Raw genomic sequence first — 18,947 nt, 5'->3', positions numbered from 1 at the left:
ATTAATGATTAAATTAAATTAAAAATATTTATGTTATCTTAGAATTAAGTTAACATCAAGTTTACTGCTGCTAAAATTCCGATTATCCAAAGCGCGATGCTTATCTTATTTGTCTCTTTAGCTACTACGTGCATAAGTACATATGATATAAATCCGAAACATAATCCTGTACTTATACTGTAAGTAAGAGGCATCATTATTATTGTTAAAAATCCTGGTACAGCAATCTTCATATCAGTAAAGTCGATATTTTTAATGTTTTGGAACATAAACACTCCAACCATTACTAATGCTGGTGAAGCTGCATATGTCGGCACTATTCCCAATAGAGGAGTAAATATTAAAGCTAGTATGAATAGAGACGATGTTACTACTGTTGCTAGTCCAGTTCTCGCTCCTGCTGCAATACCTGATGCTGATTCAGCATAAGTAGTTACAGTACTAGTACCTAAGAATGAACCTATGATTGTTGCAGATACGTCTGCGTAAAGCATTTTATTTAATCCTTTTATGTTTCCGTCTTTGTCTTCTAATCCCATTTTCTTGCAACAAGTAATTAATAGTGATAGAGAATCAAATAAATCTATAAACATAAAAGAGAAAATTGGTCCGATTAGTGAAAATTTAAGTGCCGCCATAATATCTAATTTAAAGGCTATTGGAGCTATACTTGGTGGCATTGATATAATTGCTTTTGGTAATTCTGTAAAACCAAATATTATTGAAATTATAGTAGTAATTATTATACTTATAAGAATACTTCCTGTAACCTTTTTATATTCTAGGATAGCCATAAGAGCTAGACCTAAAATTGATATTAAAACTGTTGGAGTAAATTTACCCATAGCTACAATAGTGTCAGGATTTGAAGTTACAAGTCCCATACTTTTAAGTCCTACAAATGATATAAAAAGCCCAATTCCTGCCGCAGCTGCCTGAGCTAAATCTTTTGGTATAGCGTCTGCTACAGCTTTTCTAAGTCCAGTTACTGCTAGAACTAAGAATACACATCCAGATAAAAATACAACACCTAGAGCTGTTTGCCATGGTATGCCGGCTCCAAGTACTAATGAGTATGTGAAAAAGGCATTTAATCCCATGCCAGGAGCTAATGCGAATGGTGCATTTGCTATAAGTGACATTATCAATGTACCGATTGCTGATGCTAATATAGTAACTGTTATAAGTGCTGCTTTGTCCATTCCAGTAGTTGATAGTATTGCGGGATTTACGAATACTATGTACGCCATAGTTAAAAATGTAGTTATTCCGGCAATTACTTCAGTTTTGATATTAGAACCACGTTCACTTATTTTAAATTGCTTGTCCAAAAAAACTGAAAGCTGACCATTATTGTTATTTGTCATTGCTTCATATACCTCCATGTATTATTTATAACTTTTTATTTATATTTTGTATTATAAACCAAAATAAGATTATTTGCAATAAATAAACGTATAATATTCGTGTTTATTACTTTAAAAACAGGTAAAGAGATATAAAGACAAAATAATATTCGTATTTATTGATCGGATTTTAGATATATAATGATAGATATCGATCATTTAGATCATAGTTTGATTCTATAGCTTCTAAAAATATTTTATTATAGTATTTTGTTCATTTTTCAAGTATTATATTAATAGTTTATAGTATTGGAGGGAATAAATAAGTGGTAAAATTAATAAATATTGATAAGCCAAAAATATCAGAGGTACTTACTGAGACAGCAGACGTTTACGAGGAATTAAAATTTAATAATAAATTAGAAGATAGTATAGTTGAAGATGTGGTTATAGAAGAATTGTATAATTTAAAATTAAGTTTTGATTCATGTGTATTTAGAAATGTCGTTTTTTTAGATTGCGATTTAAAGAAGATAGATCTTTTAGATGTAGTTTTTGAAAACTGCGATTTCTCTAACTGCATATTTAGTGATAGCAGTATATACAGAGTTGAATTCAAAAACTGTAAACTTTTAGGGACTAGGTTGGAGGACTCATTTTTTAAAAATGTGTTGTTTATAAATTCAATGGCTAGATACTCTAATTTTTCTTACTCAAAATTTAGCGGAGTAAATATAGTTCAATCTGATTTTTCAGAAGCTGTATTTCAAGAAATAAAAAATGAAAAATTTGCTGTGGACAAAGTCGAATTAAATAGAGCTATTTTTACAGGATCAAAATTAAAAAATCTAGACATATCAACGAGCAGTGTAGAGGATATTGAAGTTCGTATTGAAGATATAAAAGGTGTTAAATGCAGTGTTGCTCAAGCATTAGATTTTACTAGATTTATGGGAATTAAAATCAAATAAAAAAAAGGTACATTTAACAGAAAATTTAATTTATTTAATGAAATCTAAAAAATTGACACAATTCTGCAAATTATATTATACTTTATTTCTGGAATATAAAAAATTAATTTAATTTGGGATTGGAGGTTGGCTTATGAGTAAACAGATGAAAGACATTATTATAGTAGGATTTGCACTTTTTTCAATGTTCTTTGGAGCTGGTAATTTATTGTTTCCACCGTATTTAGGTTTAGTATCTGGGCAAAATTGGCTTTTATCAATATTTGCGTTTGTTTTAGCAGATGCTGGTATCGCACTTTTAGTCATAATAGCTTCAGCTAAATGTTCGGGAAGTCTTGACGATATACTTTCTAGGTCAGGTAAAACTTTAGCAAGAATTATAAGTATTGCAGCGCTTTCGTGCCTTGCTCTACTAGTAATACCAAGAACGGCGGCGACAACTTACGAAATGGGAATAATGCCTATAATAGGTGATTTTGGAAGCCTATCAAGAATAATTTGTTCGATGATATTCTTTGCGCTTACACTTGTTTTAACAATAAAAGGTTCAAAAGTAATCGACATAATAGGGAAGTTTTTAACACCTGCATTATTATTAGTACTATTTATATTAATTATTAAAGGAATTATTTCTCCAATAGCGGATCCAAATCCAGCACAGTTGATAGATCGAAATTTATTTGCAGAAGGATTTACGCAAGGATATCAGACTATGGACGCGTTGGGCGCTGCTTCAATGGCAACTATTATGTTGTTATCTTTAGCGCATAAAGGATATACAGACGAAAAACAAAAAATAAGCATGACTATTAAATCTGGGGTAGTAGCTTGTGTATTCCTAGGTCTTGTGTACGGTGGTCTTGCATTCTTAGGATCTACAGTATCTACGATGTTTGGTACAGATGTACCACAGGCGTCTTTACTAGTTGAGATCACAAACTTACTATATGGATATACTGGCAAAGCTATACTTGGACTTATAGTAGCACTTGCTTGTTTGACTACTGCAATAGGGCTTACTTCTGCTATAGCAAACTATTTTGCCGGAATAACAAAGATCAAGTATGAGCAATATGTAATTGGAATTTGTGCGGCAAGTACAGTAATAGCAAACTTAGGTGTTGATTTTATAATTACGTTTTCAGTACCTATACTTCAACTTGTATATCCAGTACTGCTTGTGTTAGTATTGATGACACTTGCAGGAGCTCACATTAAAAATGACAATGCATTTAAAGGGGCTGCATATGCGACACTAGCTACGAGCATGTTTAATATACTTTACAGTTTGACTGGTACATGTGGATTTATAAATCAAATTCCACTTGCAGATTTAGGTTTCAACTGGATTATACCAGCAGTAATATTTGGGCTTATAGGATCTTTTATAAATAGAGGATCAAACGATCATTCTCAAAATGCATAAAGTTAAAATTCTATAACGCATTATGTAACAGTTAATATAAGAGTAGCGAATAAAAATAAGTGAATTAGTAAAGCTTGTGAACTTATATAAAAACCTATGGAGAACTCAAGGAAAAGTTTGAATTCTTAATAGGTTTTTTTATGCTATCATTCCTATATAAATTTGACATAAAATATGATAAAATTAAATGATAGTTAATTTGTAGATATTAATATAATTATGCGATAATTTAATGCAATCAGGAGGCTCTAGAAATATGTTTAAAAAAGTTACAGCACTGCTGATGACGATGACATTAGTGGTTATGACGTCAGGATGTAGTATGTTGACAAAGAATAAAAATAAAAAAGAAGAAGTAAAAGATTTTAAGGTTATTGTATTTACCGAAAGTAAAAATGTAAATAAAAATCAATACGATGCCGTAAATACTTTAATAAAAGACATTAAAAAGAAGAAATTAGAAGAAGAAGAGAAAGGTAAGAAAAACCCAAAGCAAGAGATCATTCACGAAGTTCTTCCAATGAATTTTGAAAAAAATCCATCTGAAACTGAAAAGAAGATAGAGAAACTTGCGAAGGATAAAACTGTACAGGCTTTTGTAATTGCAACAGAGGAGCCAGGACTTTTACCCGCACTAAAGAATGTTAAAAAGAAAAGACCTGAAGTAATAACTATGTCTGCACCAATGGGAGAGAGTGTAAACGATTTAAGTGAATATGTAGATGTAAACTTAGGGATGAATCCAAAACAGAGAGCTATTTCGATGGTTAAGTTAGCTAAAAAGCTTGGAGCGAAGACGTTTGTCCACTACTCAACACCACAAGATCTAACTGATAAGAAGATATTAGAAAGAAAAGATCAAATTAAAATTGCTTGTAAAGATGAGCAAATAGGATTTGTGGAAATCGGACTACCGAACTATACAAATGACCAAGAGAAAGAAGTTATGAAGGATTTTTTAGAGAAAAATATTGAAAGCCAAGTTAATAAATTTGGCAAAGAAATAAATGTGTTTGGGGCTAATGAAGATTTAGATACTATTATACTCGACAAAGCTAAGGATTTAAAATATATTGTAGCTGAGCAAAGCACTCCAAATCCATCTAAGAGTTATCCAGAAGTTATGGGATTTAAAGTTGCTAAAAAGGATGAGGTAAACTACGAGAAGTTAAATGATAAAATAAGCGAAGGTGCAAAAAATATGGCCTATCTAGTAGGCTTGGAGGATACATAATGCCTTACGATGTATTTTTGACAAGGTTTGCAACAGAATTAGCTTATGAGATGGTAATAGAAGACCTTACTCAAGAAGATGTATGCGATGATGAGTATTTAGAAGCTTTTGCAGAGAATAAGTACGGAGTTGGGACAAAGTTTGAAGATTTTAGCGATACAATTTACAATTATCAACTTATGGGATTAGATCCGTTAATCTATTAAAGGGCTTGCCACAAAACATATCGATTTATCATATTCGCTCAAAAGCAATTTTATCGGTACGAAATTGATTGTCGATCATATAATAAAATCGATATGTTTTGCAGGTTAAAGCTATTAAATTACATTATTGTTTAACTCAGGTGATTTTTGTTGCCTGATTTTTTTATAAAGATTTGGGGTATTTATATTTTTTAGAAAGTTGTTTAAAAACAACTTTTAAAAATTATTTGTTTAAAAATATACTAATAATCAGATATAATGCAGTTGTAAGAAACTATGATTTTTAACTTTTTTGGAGGTGTTAAAATGGGTAAGTATGATTTTGACAAAGTAGTAGATAGAATAGGTACAGATTCTGTGAAGTGGGATTTTAGAACTATGTGCTCTCCTAAAGCTCAAAAAGATAGTCTACCTCTATGGGTTGCCGATATGGATTTTGAATGTGCTGATCCTATAATAAAGGCTCTACACGATAGAGTTGACCATAAGATATTTGGCTATAGCTCTAATAATTCTGATGAGTATTTTGATGCGTTTTGCAATTGGTTCAAAAGAAGATTTGACTGGGAGATAGACAGAAAAAGCGTGGTATTCGCTCCTGGTGTTGTTCCTGCATTGGCTATACTAGTTAGAATTCTTACCAATCCTGAGGATGGGGTTATCATACAAAGACCCGTTTACTATCCTTTTGCTAATAAGATTGAAAAAAATGATAGAAAAGTTGTAAATAATTCTTTGATTTATGAAGATGGTACATATAAAATGGATTACGATGATTTAGAGGAAAAAGCAAAGGATCCAAAGAATAAGGCTTTAATTTTGTGTAGCCTCATAATCCAGTCGGTAGGGTTTGGCATGAAGACGAGCTTAGAAGAGTAGTTGATATATGTAAAAAACACGATGTATGGATAGTTGCTGATGAAATACACTCTGACCTTGTAAGAAAGGGAATTAAGCATACACCGATACAGTTACTTTGTAATGATTACAAGGAAAAGATAGTGACTTGTGTTGCTCCGAGTAAAACTTTTAACTTGGCAGGAATGCAATTATCAAATATTATTATAAATAATGCTGAACTTAAAAAGAAATATCTAGATGAGGTAATTGCAACTGGTGGAGTTAATACTCCAAATCCATTTGCGATAGTATCTACAGTAGCGGCATATAATGAAAGCGAAAACTGGCTTGATGAATTAAACGATTACCTAGATAAAAATATTGATTTTATTAAAGAGTATTTAGAAATTAACCTTCCAAAAGCAAAGTTGATTTATCCAGAGGGAACTTATTTAGTGTGGTTAGATTTGACTTCTTACGGATTAAACGAAGTGGAACTTGAAGACTTGATGATTAAAAAAGCAAATATTCTTCTTGATGAGGGATATATATTTGGAAAAGAGGGAATTGGTTTTGAAAGAATCAATGCAGCTTGTTCAAAATCAATACTTGAAGAGTGCTTAATCAAAATGAAAGATGCACTTGGCTCATTATAAATTTAAAATAATATTTAAAAAATTCAAAATAAAATGTATTGACAAAAGATAATTAATATCTTATTATAGTCAATAAGAATTAATCGAACTGATAAAGACTTTGAAAGGAAGAGTAAATACGGCTTAGAGTTTTAGCGAGTTGGTGATGGTGAAAGACCAATAACAATATCTGTATTGAAGAACGTCCCGGAGTTTCTAACCGAAAGCTTTTAGTTAGTAGGCTTAGACGGAGCCAAACCGTTACAATATTGGAATGTATCGAGATAATCTGTACATATGAGAGAGTTTAATTATAAACTAATTCGGGTGGTACCGCGGAAGAGTAGCCTTTCGTCCCTTTGTAGGGATGAAGGGCTTTTTTTATTGAAAATTATTAGATATAAATTTATATTATAAGGAGTGTAACGATATGAAAAAGATAATACCAAAAGGATATAAAAGCAATTTGGGAACTTTAGAAACTCAAATAGCTATAAAAGAATTAAAGGATTTTTTTGAATCTAATTTAAGTAGAGAATTAAATCTAACGAGGGTATCTTCACCGTTATTTGTTCTACCAGAGACTGGGGCTAACGACAATCTTAATGGAGAAAAAGCAGTTAACTTTGATATTCCTTTCATGGGAAAAACGCTGAAATAGTGCAATCTCTTGCTAAGTGGAAGAGACTTGCCCTAAAGAAATACGGATTTCCAGTAGATAGTGGAATATACACTGATATGAACGCAATAAGAAAAAATGAAGAGCTAGATAATATACATTCACTTTACGTGGATCAATGGGACTGGGAATTTGTAATCGATAAAGAGAGCAGAAATATAGATAAATTAAAAGAGACGGTTAGCAGATTATACAAAGTGTTTAAGAACACAGAAGAGTATGTATGCGGTATTTACGATATAAAACCGATTCTTCCAGAAGAGATATACTATTTAACTTCTCAGGAACTACTTGATATGTATCCTGATTTAGATCCAAAAGAGAGAGAAAATGCAATAGTAAAAGATAAGAAAGCTGTATTCTTGATGCAAATAGGAGTTACATTAACTTCAGGGCAAAAACATGATGGAAGAAGTCCAGATTATGATGACTGGGAATTAAACGGAGATATACTATTCTACAATCCAGTACTAGATGAAGTTTTAGAACTATCGTCAATGGGAGTTAGAGTAGATGAAGAGACTTTAGACAATCAGTTAAATATAACTGGATGTCAGGACAGAAAAGAACTTGACTACCATAAGATGTTACTTAATGGGGAGCTTCCATACACTGTAGGTGGAGGTATCGGTCAGTCTAGAATATGTATGTTCTTCTTGAGAAAAGCTCATATAGGAGAAGTTCAAGTTGGAATATGGCCACAGGAAATGATAGATGAATGCAATGAATCTGGAGTTAGGTTATTATAATTTAAATTCAATACTGTAGGTGCTTTTACTAAAGTAAGAACGCTATTTCATTCTGTCAGTATGAAAAGTGTATAACTGATTAATTGAATAATATTATTGGAGTATTAAAGAAGTCTCATTTGTTTTGGTTTGTTACTGTCGTGGGGCATGGGATGAAGATGTGATGATTTTTAAAGATAAAACACTCTGTAAATTGTTACAAAAAGCAGTTGCTAAAAAAGACCCAGAAACCTATGAACCATGGCAATCTGCTTTGATGTGTGCATTGGGTCAGAAATGCGATTGGACAGACAAAAAAAATTGGAACCTTTACTTGCGTATATTGGTATGTGAATTACAATATATATGTAAGTTAAAGAATTTAATTAGAAATAAAACATCTATGAAAAAAATCCAGAAGATAAAATTGCTAAATAAGAAAAATTTATATCTACCCTAAACTATTTCATAAGATTATAAAGGATAAAATGTAGATGCATAATAAACACCTTGTTTACCCTAATTTATAATGATACAATTTAATTACTATTAGATAAATAAGTATTTGAATGAGATATAGGGTCAGTGATGAAAATCAAACTCACGTAGTAAGCTTGGAAGGTGATAAATATGGATATTTTCATTAATATAATAAACAGAATTTTAGATTTCTTTAAGAAAATACTAGTTCGATTTAAAAATGCAAAGTTTGGTCTTTTATTTATTACAAATATATTCAAACTGCCAGAATTTTTATTTGACGTCAGAGGGAGTGTATTTAGCAAATTAAAGGTTATTGGTTCGTTCGTATTCACGTTAGTATATTTTGGATCTCCTATTGATCTAATGCCAGAATCTATTTTCGGAGGATTTGGATTTATCGATGATCTAATAATTCTAATTTGGTTTTTAGGTATTATGAGCGAGGAAGTACAAAAGTACAAAAAGAGTATCGGCGAAGCAAAGGATCCAAACGTTATAGACGATGTTAATTTCAAAGTAAAAGATGATGATTAATGTATAGGTTAAGTTGAAGTCAAAATCGAATTAGAATTGAAGTCGAGATTAAGGTAAAAAATAAGATCCTTAATATTGTTTAGAATTAAAATAGCTATCTCAAAATAAATTTGAGATAGCTATTTTTTATGTAAATAATATCAAATAAAATAAAATCAAAAGTTGTGTTTAATTATTTTTTAAAAAGTTTGATATATTTTAAATTTAGGAAAATTAGACATAATCTTGACTAGAGTGATTAAATTTACTATTATAAAGGTATTGCATTTGTTAAAATAATGTTATATTTGTTAGAAATGTAATGAAAACGTTAACTATGCAAAAAAATTATGGGGGGAAAAGAATTATGGAAAAGAAAAAATTAGGTTTGGTGCCTAAGCTAATTTTAGGTATCATAGCCGGTATTCTTATCGGAAGCTTTTTACCAAAAGGATTCGTTCAAGTTTTAGTTACAATCAGTACTCTGTTTGCTGCATTCTTAAAATTCGTTATACCATTTATAATTATTGGATTTGTAACAGCAGGTATAGCGGACCTAGCAACTGGAGCAGGAAAATTATTGGGAATAACAACTGCAATATCTTATAGTTCAACACTAATAGCAGGTCTTATAGCTTTTACTATTGCAACATTAGTATTCCCATCGTTTATAGATCCTAGCGTTGCTAGTCAAATAGGCGATCCAGAGGCAGGAATGTTATCTGCAATTTTCACGATACCACTTGAACCAATGGTAGATGTAACTGCTGCAATAATATTTGCATTTATGATGGGTCTTGGGATATCAGCACTTAGAAATCATGGAAAAGGAGAAGTAATGTTTAGTTTCTTCCAAGATTTCCAAGAAATAGTTACTAAAACGTTGTCAACTGTAATTATACCTTTATTACCATTATACATAGCTGGTACGTTTGCTAATATAACTTATGCAGGACAAGTTTGGAATATACTTAATATATTCTGGAGAGTGTACTTAATAGTTATACCTCTGCACTTAATATACGTTGCATGTATGTTTGTGGCTGCAGGAGCTTATTCAGGTAAGAACCCTTTCCAACTTATAAAAAATCAAGTACCAGGATATTTAACAGCTGTAGGAACTCAATCTTCAGCGGCTACTATACCAGTTAACGTAGAATGTGCTGAAAAGAATGGTGTGAGCAAGCAGATAAGAGAGTTTGTTGTTCCACTTTGCGCTACTATACATCTAGCTGGAAGTATGATATCTATCACTTGCTTTACAGTTGCTGTTTTAATGATGAACGGTATGCCATACGGAGCAGGAGTAATATTCCCATATATTGCTATGCTAGGGGTTGCAATGGTTGCAGCGCCAGGAGCACCAGGTGGAGCGATAATGAGTGCACTTCCATTCTTACCAATGGTTGGAATACCTTCAGATGGAGGATTGGCAAGTTTAATGATCGCTTTATACTTAACTCAAGACAGTTTCGGTACTGCTGCCAATGTATCTGGAGATAATGCAATAGCTGTAATTGTCGATAAGATAAACAACAGACTTAATAGAAAAAATGGCGGAAAAGAAAAGACTGCCTAGTCTCGATCGAGAATATTCAATCTCGAATAAGTACAAACAATTTATACAAACAGTAAGGGATGAACAAGTTATATTTAGACCTGTTCATCCCTTTATTTATTGAAGTAAAATACCTGAAAATTCTATCGACTAATCACAGAAAATTTCATTTAACGATTTAATTAAAAGCTCATTCTCTTCGTGTTTCAATGTACACACTCTAAAGAAGTACTCATCTAAACCTTCAAATGAAGCACAGTCTCTAACAATTATCTTATTAGGAATAAGCTTCATTCTAAGATCAGCAGCAGTCATAAGACCTGATTTTATCTTGCAAAGTATAAAGTTTCCTTGTGTATCAAAAGCTTCGATTTTATCTATTTTTTCGAGTTCGTTTAAAAGATAAGACCTCTCATCGCTTATAGCATTTATAGTTTCGTTTATATAGCTTTTATCTGCAAACATTATTTCTCCCATATTAGATGCGATAACATTTATATTCCACAGATCCATATGGCTTTGGATTTTATTTTTAATATCGTCATTTGAAATAAGTCCGTATCCAAGTCTAATTCCCGGAGTAGAAAAAAATTTAGAAGTACCTCTAATTACAAAAAGATTTGGATAATCGTCTACTAACTGTGTAGCTGAGTAGATATCGGTATCAGTAAACTCGATGTAAGTCTCATCCACCATTATAAATGTATCTGTAGATTTTATTATTTTTTCAAGTTCAATTTTAGTAAAAGCAAATCCAGTTGGATTATTGGGATTGCAGATCACTATAATATCGTACTTGTTGTTTGATATATGTGAAATTAAGTTGTCCACATTTATTTTGAAGTTATCCTCAGATTTATTAAAGTACTTATCAATTTTTGATCCAATCGACTTTAGTTCTTTTTCGTACTCAGAATAAGCAGGTGATAACAGCAGCGATTTTTTAGGATTAATTGTATTAATATACTGAGATATAAGTTCTGTTGCACCACTTCCAAGTATCATGTTTTCTTTTTTACATTTACAGTATCCTGAAATAGATTTTTTTAAATTTATATAATCAGGGTCTGGGTACATAGATACAAAATCCATGTTATTTATAATAAAATCTTTTGCTTTTTGAGATGCCCCAAAAGGATTTATATTCGAGCTAAAATCCATAAACTCTTCTTTAGAGAATCCATATTTTCTAGATAGATCGTACAAATTTGCACCATGGTTATTTTTCATTTTAAATCCTCCATTATAATTATCTATTTGATATAGTAATTATAATATAAATAATAGTATATTCCAAATTTTTATCAGAAATTTAAATTATATCTAATTTAGCATCAAAATGTCTGAAATTTATTCAATTTGAGATTTTCATATGTTATACTTTATATGAGTTGATTTTTGAAACGGAGGATAAAAATGTATAAGATCACAGGGGTAATGTTGTCAGAAGAAGAGATAAAAGCTAAAGTATTTGAATTAGCAAAACAAATAGAGAAAGATTATAAAGGAGAAGATGTCCTTGTAGTTGGAATCTTAAAAGGAGCAAGTGTGTTTGTTGCAGATTTAATCAGATGTATCGATTTAGATGTAAATATCGATTTTATGAGCGTATCTAGTTATGGTGCAGGAACTCAAACATCTGGTTCAGTTAAAATATTAAAGGATCTAGATGTAAATATCGAAGGTAAAAATGTTTTAGTAGTTGAAGATATAATAGATTCAGGTCTTACACTTAGCAATTTAGTTGCGACTTTAGAGACTAGAAAGCCAAAGTCTTTAAAACTATGTACACTTTTGGACAAACCAGAAAGACGTACAGCAGATATATATGTAGATTATGTAGGATTTGTTATTGAAGATAAATTTATAGTTGGATATGGAATTGACTATGATGAGAAGTATAGAAATCTACCTTATATAGCTTTTGTAGAAGATATATAAGGTTTTAAGAGTTTAAATACAGAGGCTTACCTTAATTGGTAGGCTTTTACTTTTTAATTATTTGTGAATTTTAAATAATTTGCTAGGAGATAAATATGGATATACTGTTGTTTTTGCAAAGTATTAGATCAGTTTTTTTAAATATGGTATTTTTAATGTTTTCAATTAGTGCTGAAGTTATTATTGTGTTTATAACTGCTATTGTATACTGGTGCATAAATAAAAAATTTGGACAAAAGATTTTGTTTTCACTGTGTGGTAATATAGCATTAAATTCTTTTATAAAGGAATTTGTAAGGGCTCCTAGACCAATTGGTAGCCCAGGGTTAAAATCGTTGAGAGTAAATACTGCAGGAGGTTATTCATTTCCGAGTATGCACACGCATATGGCAACAACATTTTGGATTAGCATTTCAGACTGTTTTAAAAAGAAGTTTTTATATGTAATTGCATTCATTATGATAGTAGGCGTTGGAATATCGAGACTATATTTAGCGGTGCATTGGCCATTAGATGTACTTTTCGGTTGGATTTTCGGCATAATTTTTACAATTTTACTTGGAAAAGTTTTTGACTACGTGGATGGTACTAAAAACTATACACCTATGATTTTAATGTTTATAGCGTTTTTTGTATACGCATTATTTATACAGAGTCATGAGTTTTTAAAAATGTTTGGTATATTTACAGGGTTTTTATTTGGATATATCGTAGAAGATAAATATATAAATTTTAGTACAGACTTAAGTAGAAAATCAAGACCTGGCGTAATCGGAGGAAGGTATGGAAGATTTTCCAGCAGAAGATCAGTAAAAGAATTAGCAGAAATATACGTTAAGAGACTGGTTTTTGGGCTTTTTACTCTAGGAGCTTTATATATTATATTAAAACTTTTAACAGTTTTTATAACTGGCAATCTAGGTTTGGAGTTTTTAAGATGGATTCTAGATTATACAAGGTATGCAGCGGTTATTTTTTACGCAATAGCAGGAGCACCTGCGCTTTTTAAGATTATTAAATTAGATTAGAAGAGAGTGGATTATTTGAAGAGAATAATAGTGATTGGTGGCGGTCCAGCTGGAATACTAGCTGCTTGTACTGCCTCAGATAGAGGAGAAAAGGTAACATTAATAGAAAAGAATCACAAGCTTGGAAGAAAGCTTTTGATAACAGGAAAAGGTAGATGTAATATTACTAATGATTGTGATACAGAAGATTTTATAGAAAATGTTCCCACAAACGGTAAATTTTTGTACAGTGCATTTTATACATATACAAATTACGATGTTGTCAAAATGTTTAACGATGGTGGAGTAGCTACAAGAGTTGAAAGAGGGAAGAGAATATTTCCTGAGAGCGACAAATCAGTAGATGTAGTAAAATGTCTTGAGAGAAAGTTGAAAAAAAGCAATGTAGAAGTGTTATTGAACACAAAGGTGCTAAAGATAGTAGCAGAAGATAAAAAAATTGAAAAAGTAATCTTGGATAATAACAAAGAGATAGAATGTGATTCAGTTATTATTGCTACTGGTGGAGTAAGTTATCCGCTTACAGGATCAACAGGCGACGGATATAAATTCGCTAAATCACAAGGTCATACAATTGTTGATACAAAGCCATCTCTTATTGGAATAGAGGTTCAAGAAAAGTTTGTGTCATTGCTTGAAAAGCTTTTGCTTAAAAATGTGAGTATAGATGTGTACAACAGTAAAAATAAAAAAGTGTACACAGATTTTGGAGAGATGGAATTTACTAAATTCGGACTAGATGGAGCGATAATAAAATCAGCAAGCTCTAGGATGAAGGATACAACTAAAGAAAACTACACTATTATAGTAGATCTAAAACCAGCTTTGAACGAAAGTAAATTGGATAGCAGAATTCAAAAAGATTTTAAAAAGTACAACAATAAAAAATTTGAAAACTCTTTAGACGATTTACTTCCTAAAAAGATGATTCCTATAATTATAGAGCTCAGCGAAATAGATCCGCATAAACCAGTGCACCAAATTTCACGTGAAGAGAGAAAAAATTTAATCAATCTACTTAAAAATCTTAAGTTTACTGTAAAAAAATACAGACCAATTGAAGAAGCGATTGTTACTTCTGGAGGAGTAAAAGTAAGTGAGATAAATGCAAGTACAATGGAATCTAATTTAGTAAAAGGATTGTACTTTGCTGGAGAAGTTATCGATGTAGATGGCTATACTGGAGGATTCAATTTACAGATAGCTTTTTCAACTGGATACTTAGCTGGGTTAAATTGTTAGATAAAAAGATACTAAAATAAAGGAATTGCTGTAAGAATAAAAGCTTTTTATTAATTAATTTTTTTTGTTAATAATTACCTGAATTAAAAAAGATTATCTTCACATAATATAATCAGCAACACAAATAAATCAACAGAAGGAAGGTAATCATTATGGCAAGTAATAACAACAGTTCAAACAGAGTAGTAGTTCCAGGAGCTAAACAAGCTTTAAACCAAATGAAAATGGAGATAGCTAACGAGTTAGGAATGAATAACTACCAAGCTATGGACAAAGGAAATTTAACATCAAGAGATAACGGTTATGTAGGTGGTTACATGACAAAAAGACTAGTTGAAATGGCTGAGCAACAAATGGCTGGTAAACAACAATAGTCTAAACAATTTAAAGAGCTACAAGATGTAGCTAGAGCTATCTCAATTTTGGAGTAAATCTTCGAAATGGAGATAGCTCTTTTATTTTAAAAAAAATGTAATAAAAATTTTATTTGAGGATAGACTAATAACAAGAGAATTATCAAATAAGGAGTGAAAATGATGGTAAATTTTGAAGAAATAAAAACTCAATTTATAAATGCAGATTTAGATGAAAAAATAAGAATTTATACAACTACAGAAGGTTTAACAGTGGAACAGTTTAAAGAGTTACTTAAATACTATCCAATACAGTACTTATCAAAATTAGAAAAGGCACTTGGATAAAATAAAAATACCGATATGCAAATTTTAATTTGAATATCGGTATTTTTATATTTATATCCCTAAAACAATTGAAGCGACATAGAAATAAAGAACTAAAACTATAGAATCAACTATAGTCGTTATAAGTGGACTTGCCATCAAAGCTGGGTCAAAACCAAGCTTTTTAGCTCCAATCGGTAAAACTCCTCCGACTAATTTAGCAATTATAACAGTTAAAGCTATAGTTATACAGACGACAAAAGCAATTCCAATTCCAACTTTGCTTATATAGACAAGCCTTAAGAAGTTGACAACTGATAGGATAAGTCCACATATCAAACTTACCCTAAACTCTTTCCACAAAACTTTTAGAAAGTCTCCTGTTTTAATTTCTCCAAGTGCTAGTCCTCTTATTACAAGAGTTGCAGACTGTGATCCTGCATTTCCTCCAGTATCTGTAAGCATAGGTATAAATGTAGTTAAGATTATCATTGCGGCTAGTGTATCTTCAAAATAAGAAATAATAGAGCCTGTGATTGTTGCGGATAACATAAGGATTAATAGCCAAACAATTCTGTTTCTAGCCAGTTCCCATACTCCTGTTCTAAGGTATTCATTTTCTGATGGAGATATAGCCGCCATTTTTTCGAAGTCTTCTGTATTTTCTTCTTCTATTACATCCATTGCATCATCTACAGTGATTATGCCGACCAGCCTATTTTCGCTATCTACAACAGGAAGGGAAAGAAGATCGTATTTTCTGATCATATCTGCAACTACCTCTTGATCTTCATTTGTAGTAATAGATATTATTTTGGTAGTCATAACATCTTCAACTAGAATTTCATCAGATTCAAACATAAGTGTGCGAAGAGGTACTATACCAACCAGTTTTCTTTCATTATTTTTCACATAACATGTGTAAACCGTCTCTTTATTTGATCCAGTCTTCTTTATTATATCTATTGCTTCTTTTACAGTGTTTTTTAAACCTAGCTCTACAAACTCTGAAGTCATTATACTACCAGCTGAGTCCGATTTATATTTCAAATATTGATTTATAAGAACTCTTTTTTCATCGTTTATATTTTCTAGAATTTTTTTCACCATACTAGCTGGAACTTCTTCTAAAAGATCCACTGCATCATCGACAAATAGTCCGTTCAAGAGATATCTTATTTCGCTGTCGGTAATAGACTCTATTAGATATTGCTGTTGATTGCTCGTAAGATATGAAAAAACTTCTGCACTCATATCTTTAGGGAGCAGTCTAAATACAAGTACCATTTTATCTTGTTTCAATGTTTCTAAAAAGTCTGCAATATCAACTACGTTGTATTTTTCAAGCTCCATTTTTAAACCTATATAGTCGCTGGAATTAATAAATCCCATTAATCTCAATATACTTCCCTCCTTATAAATGCAAATAATTCCTTATTACTATAATTTCTTCAAATATACAATTTATTCATAATAACAAAAATACAATTACAACATGTGTTTGAATAGTCAAATAGTTTAGCGTATTATAAGATAATTTATAAAATTAGGATAGATCATGTAAATATCAATATATTGACGTATAGATACAATCGATTGGATTACCACAGATTGGCAGTGTAGACTAGTGATAAGACGGTATTTACATTAGCCTGTATACAACTTTAGGGAGATACTCAAAAAGAAAACCTATACGCATATATTTATGCAGCGAAAAAATACGGCAAAGAGGCTCAAATAGGTAAAATTTGCAGAGGTGTTTTGGAAGAAGTAGATAATGTAAGCATAATATATAAGCCATGTAAACAAGTGGTGGTATATAAATAGATAATTTGAATACGGTGATTGAATTGTATAGATACAACCGATTTGATTAGCGTTAATTGTAAGTGTAGACTAATAATAGACAATGATGAAATAGTCTAACTGCACTGTTTAGAGACAAAATTCTAAAGGGGGAATTTAATGAATTACGAAGAGCTTTTACGTGATACAGATAATTATAAAAATACTATGACAGTTAGTGAACGTATGGCAGCCTATTTTAAAGGCGAGTTAGTCGATAGGATACCATATAAAATGATTGGTCCAGACGTTTCTGCTCCACTTTATGGCATTCAATAGGAGAATTTGGAAGGTCTAAAGCTGTGTCAAGGTCTTGATGAAGAGAAGCTTCTGAAACAAGTTTTTCTGAAATAAGCCTTTCAGAATAAATAAGAACTTTGGAGATGTATTAAATGACTAAGATACATGTGATTTCGGGATTTTTAGGGTCAGGCAAGACCACATTAATAAAGAAGTTAATCGAGAAACTAGATGGAAAAAAAGTAATAATAGAAAATGAATTTGGAGAAGTTGGAATAGATGGAGAGATTATAGGTAGAGAAAACTACGAAGTCGTTGAATTAGCTCAAGGATGTATATGCTGTTCAATGAAGACAGATTTTGAAGAGGCTATACTCTCAATATTAAAGGACTTAGATCCAGATCATATAATTATAGAGCCTACAGGAATAGGTATGTTAAGCCAAGTATTAAGCATACTTAAGTATAAAGAAATTAGGGACAAGTGTGTGGTAATGTCTCCTATAACTTTGGTAGATACACTAGATTATTTTGAACAGCTAGATAATTTTGGAGGATTCTTTACTGATCAAATTGGCAATGCAGGTACAATAGTTTTCAGTAAGGTACAGTTAATAGAAGATGATATTATAGATAAAATCGTAGGCTCAGTTAGAGAGTTGAATAAAAATGCTGAAATTATCTCATGTGACTGGGATAACTTTGATGAAATAGATTATAACTATCTTACAAATTTACAGTATGATTTGGATGAAATGGATACAAGTTTTATAGAAAATTCAAATGAAATAAGCGAAAGAATACATAGTATAAGTGTAAAAGAACCGAAGAGATTTAGTAAAAGCGAATTAGAACAAATGTTGATAGATATATCAAATGATGAATATGGAATTGTAATAAGAGCTAAAGGATTTATCACAGGTAATGATGGAGACTTTGAATTTAGCTATGTTAATGGGAGATACACTATTACAAAAAACATTCTCAGCAATTCTGAGAGAATCTGTGTAATAGGTAGAAATCTCGATGAAAATAATATATTTAAATTATTATTAGATTAAGGGAGAGCAAATAATTATTCCAAGAAATAAGTGAAGCAATAAATTTTTAGAGACGGCTGAAGAAGTAAATGTAGACTTTATATGTATGTCTACGCTTATGACTACTACAATGTCAGGAATGTAAAGAGCTATAAAAATGCTTGAAGAAAAAAATCTTTGAAATATATATAAAGTTATGATAGGCGGAGGCCCTATATCTCAAAAATTTGCGGACTCAATAGGTGCTGACGCGTATATAGAAGATGCTAATGAAGTTGTTAAGAAAATAAAAGAGCTAGTAGTTGCAGTTTA

17 protein-coding genes, 2 pseudogenes and 1 other annotated feature are annotated in these 18,947 nt (G+C 31.1%); of the genes and pseudogenes, 16 read left to right on the top strand and 3 right to left on the bottom strand.

Annotated features, from left to right (window positions below):
* Positions 1-44: 44 nt before the first annotated feature.
* Positions 45-1,367: an NCS2 family permease gene (locus tag T473_RS0111350; RefSeq protein ID WP_024622013.1), complete on the bottom strand. Its 1,323-nt coding sequence runs from the start codon at positions 1,365-1,367 to the stop codon at positions 45-47.
* A gap of 305 nt (positions 1,368-1,672) precedes the next feature.
* Between T473_RS0111350 and T473_RS0111345 the strand changes: the two genes are divergently transcribed.
* From T473_RS0111345 to T473_RS0111310, 9 genes and pseudogenes are all read left to right on the top strand, one after another.
* Positions 1,673-2,317 (top strand): pentapeptide repeat-containing protein, encoded by a 645-nt coding sequence (locus T473_RS0111345; protein ID WP_024622012.1) that lies wholly within the window; start codon positions 1,673-1,675, stop codon positions 2,315-2,317.
* A gap of 133 nt (positions 2,318-2,450) precedes the next feature.
* A complete protein-coding gene (brnQ, locus tag T473_RS0111340; RefSeq protein ID WP_024622011.1) occupies positions 2,451-3,743 on the top strand; it encodes a branched-chain amino acid transport system II carrier protein in 1,293 nt (430 codons plus the stop codon).
* Positions 3,744-3,999: 256 nt separating this feature from the next.
* Positions 4,000-4,977, top strand: a complete 978-nt coding sequence (locus tag T473_RS16720; protein WP_051365914.1) for a DUF3798 domain-containing protein — start codon at positions 4,000-4,002, stop codon at positions 4,975-4,977.
* Positions 4,977-5,183, top strand: a complete 207-nt coding sequence (locus T473_RS18120; protein WP_051365913.1) for a hypothetical protein — start codon at positions 4,977-4,979, stop codon at positions 5,181-5,183. Before T473_RS16720 ends, T473_RS18120 begins: the two co-directional genes overlap by 1 nt.
* 276 nt (positions 5,184-5,459) lie before the next feature.
* Positions 5,460-6,679 (top strand): annotated as a pseudogene (locus tag T473_RS16715) (MalY/PatB family protein).
* 91 nt (positions 6,680-6,770) lie between these two features.
* Positions 6,771-7,020 (top strand) — a binding site (T-box leader).
* A 68-nt stretch (positions 7,021-7,088) separates the two neighbouring features.
* Positions 7,089-8,086, top strand: a pseudogene (gene asnA / locus T473_RS16710) (aspartate--ammonia ligase).
* A gap of 124 nt (positions 8,087-8,210) precedes the next feature.
* Positions 8,211-8,525 carry a hypothetical protein gene (locus T473_RS16705; RefSeq protein WP_152522299.1) on the top strand — a complete coding sequence of 105 codons (315 nt, stop codon included), beginning with the start codon at positions 8,211-8,213 and terminating at the stop codon, positions 8,523-8,525.
* 170 nt (positions 8,526-8,695) lie between these two features.
* Entirely contained in the window at positions 8,696-9,082 is a 387-nt protein-coding gene (locus tag T473_RS0111315) for a YkvA family protein (RefSeq protein ID WP_024622009.1), read from the top strand.
* Between the two features lie 346 nt (positions 9,083-9,428).
* The gene (locus T473_RS0111310) at positions 9,429-10,640 is read left to right on the top strand and encodes a dicarboxylate/amino acid:cation symporter (protein ID WP_024622008.1); all 1,212 of its coding nucleotides are present in this window, start codon (positions 9,429-9,431) and stop codon (positions 10,638-10,640) included.
* Between the two features lie 129 nt (positions 10,641-10,769).
* Here the strand turns inward: T473_RS0111310 and T473_RS0111305 are convergent, their stop codons facing one another.
* Positions 10,770-11,849: a pyridoxal phosphate-dependent aminotransferase gene (locus tag T473_RS0111305; RefSeq protein ID WP_024622007.1), complete on the bottom strand. Its 1,080-nt coding sequence runs from the start codon at positions 11,847-11,849 to the stop codon at positions 10,770-10,772.
* A gap of 186 nt (positions 11,850-12,035) precedes the next feature.
* On the opposite strand from T473_RS0111305, the gene hpt reads away from it, so the two are divergent.
* The 5 genes from hpt (at position 12,036) to T473_RS18770 (ending at position 15,531) form a co-directional block, all read left to right on the top strand.
* On the top strand, positions 12,036-12,560 hold the full coding sequence (gene hpt, locus T473_RS0111300; protein WP_024622006.1) for a hypoxanthine phosphoribosyltransferase: 525 nt from the start codon (positions 12,036-12,038) through the stop codon (positions 12,558-12,560).
* Between the two features lie 95 nt (positions 12,561-12,655).
* The gene (locus T473_RS0111295) at positions 12,656-13,588 is read left to right on the top strand and encodes a phosphatase PAP2 family protein (RefSeq protein ID WP_024622005.1); all 933 of its coding nucleotides are present in this window, start codon (positions 12,656-12,658) and stop codon (positions 13,586-13,588) included.
* Positions 13,589-13,603: 15 nt separating this feature from the next.
* Positions 13,604-14,830: a BaiN/RdsA family NAD(P)/FAD-dependent oxidoreductase gene (locus T473_RS0111290; RefSeq protein ID WP_024622004.1), complete on the top strand. Its 1,227-nt coding sequence runs from the start codon at positions 13,604-13,606 to the stop codon at positions 14,828-14,830.
* Positions 14,831-14,982: 152 nt separating this feature from the next.
* Complete coding sequence (locus tag T473_RS0111285) at positions 14,983-15,204, top strand: alpha/beta-type small acid-soluble spore protein (RefSeq protein ID WP_024622003.1); 222 nt, start codon at positions 14,983-14,985, stop codon at positions 15,202-15,204.
* Between the two features lie 162 nt (positions 15,205-15,366).
* On the top strand, positions 15,367-15,531 hold the full coding sequence (locus T473_RS18770) for a hypothetical protein (RefSeq protein WP_162531329.1): 165 nt from the start codon (positions 15,367-15,369) through the stop codon (positions 15,529-15,531).
* A 51-nt stretch (positions 15,532-15,582) separates the two neighbouring features.
* Here T473_RS18770 and mgtE read toward each other — a convergent pair whose 3' ends face one another.
* Complete coding sequence (gene mgtE / locus T473_RS0111275) at positions 15,583-16,911, bottom strand: magnesium transporter (protein ID WP_330369488.1); 1,329 nt, start codon at positions 16,909-16,911, stop codon at positions 15,583-15,585.
* A 564-nt stretch (positions 16,912-17,475) separates the two neighbouring features.
* On the opposite strand from mgtE, the gene T473_RS18525 reads away from it, so the two are divergent.
* Together T473_RS18525 and T473_RS0111265 are read left to right on the top strand one after the other, a co-directional pair.
* Complete coding sequence (locus tag T473_RS18525) at positions 17,476-17,634, top strand: hypothetical protein (protein WP_161627555.1); 159 nt, start codon at positions 17,476-17,478, stop codon at positions 17,632-17,634.
* 113 nt (positions 17,635-17,747) lie between these two features.
* Positions 17,748-18,656, top strand: coding sequence for a CobW family GTP-binding protein (locus T473_RS0111265; RefSeq protein ID WP_024622001.1), 909 nt, complete (start codon positions 17,748-17,750; stop codon positions 18,654-18,656).
* The last annotated feature ends 291 nt before the right edge of the window (positions 18,657-18,947 follow it).

The organism is Clostridioides mangenotii TR (genome assembly GCF_000498755.1).
Lineage (GTDB): Bacteria > Bacillota > Clostridia > Peptostreptococcales > Peptostreptococcaceae > Metaclostridioides > Metaclostridioides mangenotii_A.
The sequence above is the reverse complement of the archived record's forward strand: the minus strand, read 5'-3'. Positions and strand labels throughout refer to the sequence as shown.

Excerpts from the sequence above, each read along its gene's own strand:
- T473_RS0111350 (WP_024622013.1), bottom strand. The coding sequence starts at position 1,367 with ATGACAAATAACAATAATGGTCAGCTTTCAGTTTTTTTGGACAAGCAA.
- brnQ (WP_024622011.1), top strand. The coding sequence starts at position 2,451 with ATGAGTAAACAGATGAAAGACATTATTATAGTAGGATTTGCACTTTTT.
- T473_RS16720 (WP_051365914.1), top strand. The coding sequence starts at position 4,000 with ATGTTTAAAAAAGTTACAGCACTGCTGATGACGATGACATTAGTGGTT.
- T473_RS18120 (WP_051365913.1), top strand. The coding sequence starts at position 4,977 with ATGCCTTACGATGTATTTTTGACAAGGTTTGCAACAGAATTAGCTTAT.
- T473_RS0111315 (WP_024622009.1), top strand. The coding sequence starts at position 8,696 with ATGGATATTTTCATTAATATAATAAACAGAATTTTAGATTTCTTTAAG.
- T473_RS0111310 (WP_024622008.1), top strand. The coding sequence starts at position 9,429 with ATGGAAAAGAAAAAATTAGGTTTGGTGCCTAAGCTAATTTTAGGTATC.
- T473_RS0111305 (WP_024622007.1), bottom strand. The coding sequence starts at position 11,849 with ATGAAAAATAACCATGGTGCAAATTTGTACGATCTATCTAGAAAATAT.
- hpt (WP_024622006.1), top strand. The coding sequence starts at position 12,036 with ATGTATAAGATCACAGGGGTAATGTTGTCAGAAGAAGAGATAAAAGCT.
- T473_RS0111295 (WP_024622005.1), top strand. The coding sequence starts at position 12,656 with ATGGATATACTGTTGTTTTTGCAAAGTATTAGATCAGTTTTTTTAAAT.
- T473_RS0111285 (WP_024622003.1), top strand. The coding sequence starts at position 14,983 with ATGGCAAGTAATAACAACAGTTCAAACAGAGTAGTAGTTCCAGGAGCT.
- T473_RS18770 (WP_162531329.1), top strand. The coding sequence starts at position 15,367 with ATGGTAAATTTTGAAGAAATAAAAACTCAATTTATAAATGCAGATTTA.
- T473_RS18525 (WP_161627555.1), top strand. The coding sequence starts at position 17,476 with ATGAATTACGAAGAGCTTTTACGTGATACAGATAATTATAAAAATACT.
- T473_RS0111265 (WP_024622001.1), top strand. The coding sequence starts at position 17,748 with ATGACTAAGATACATGTGATTTCGGGATTTTTAGGGTCAGGCAAGACC.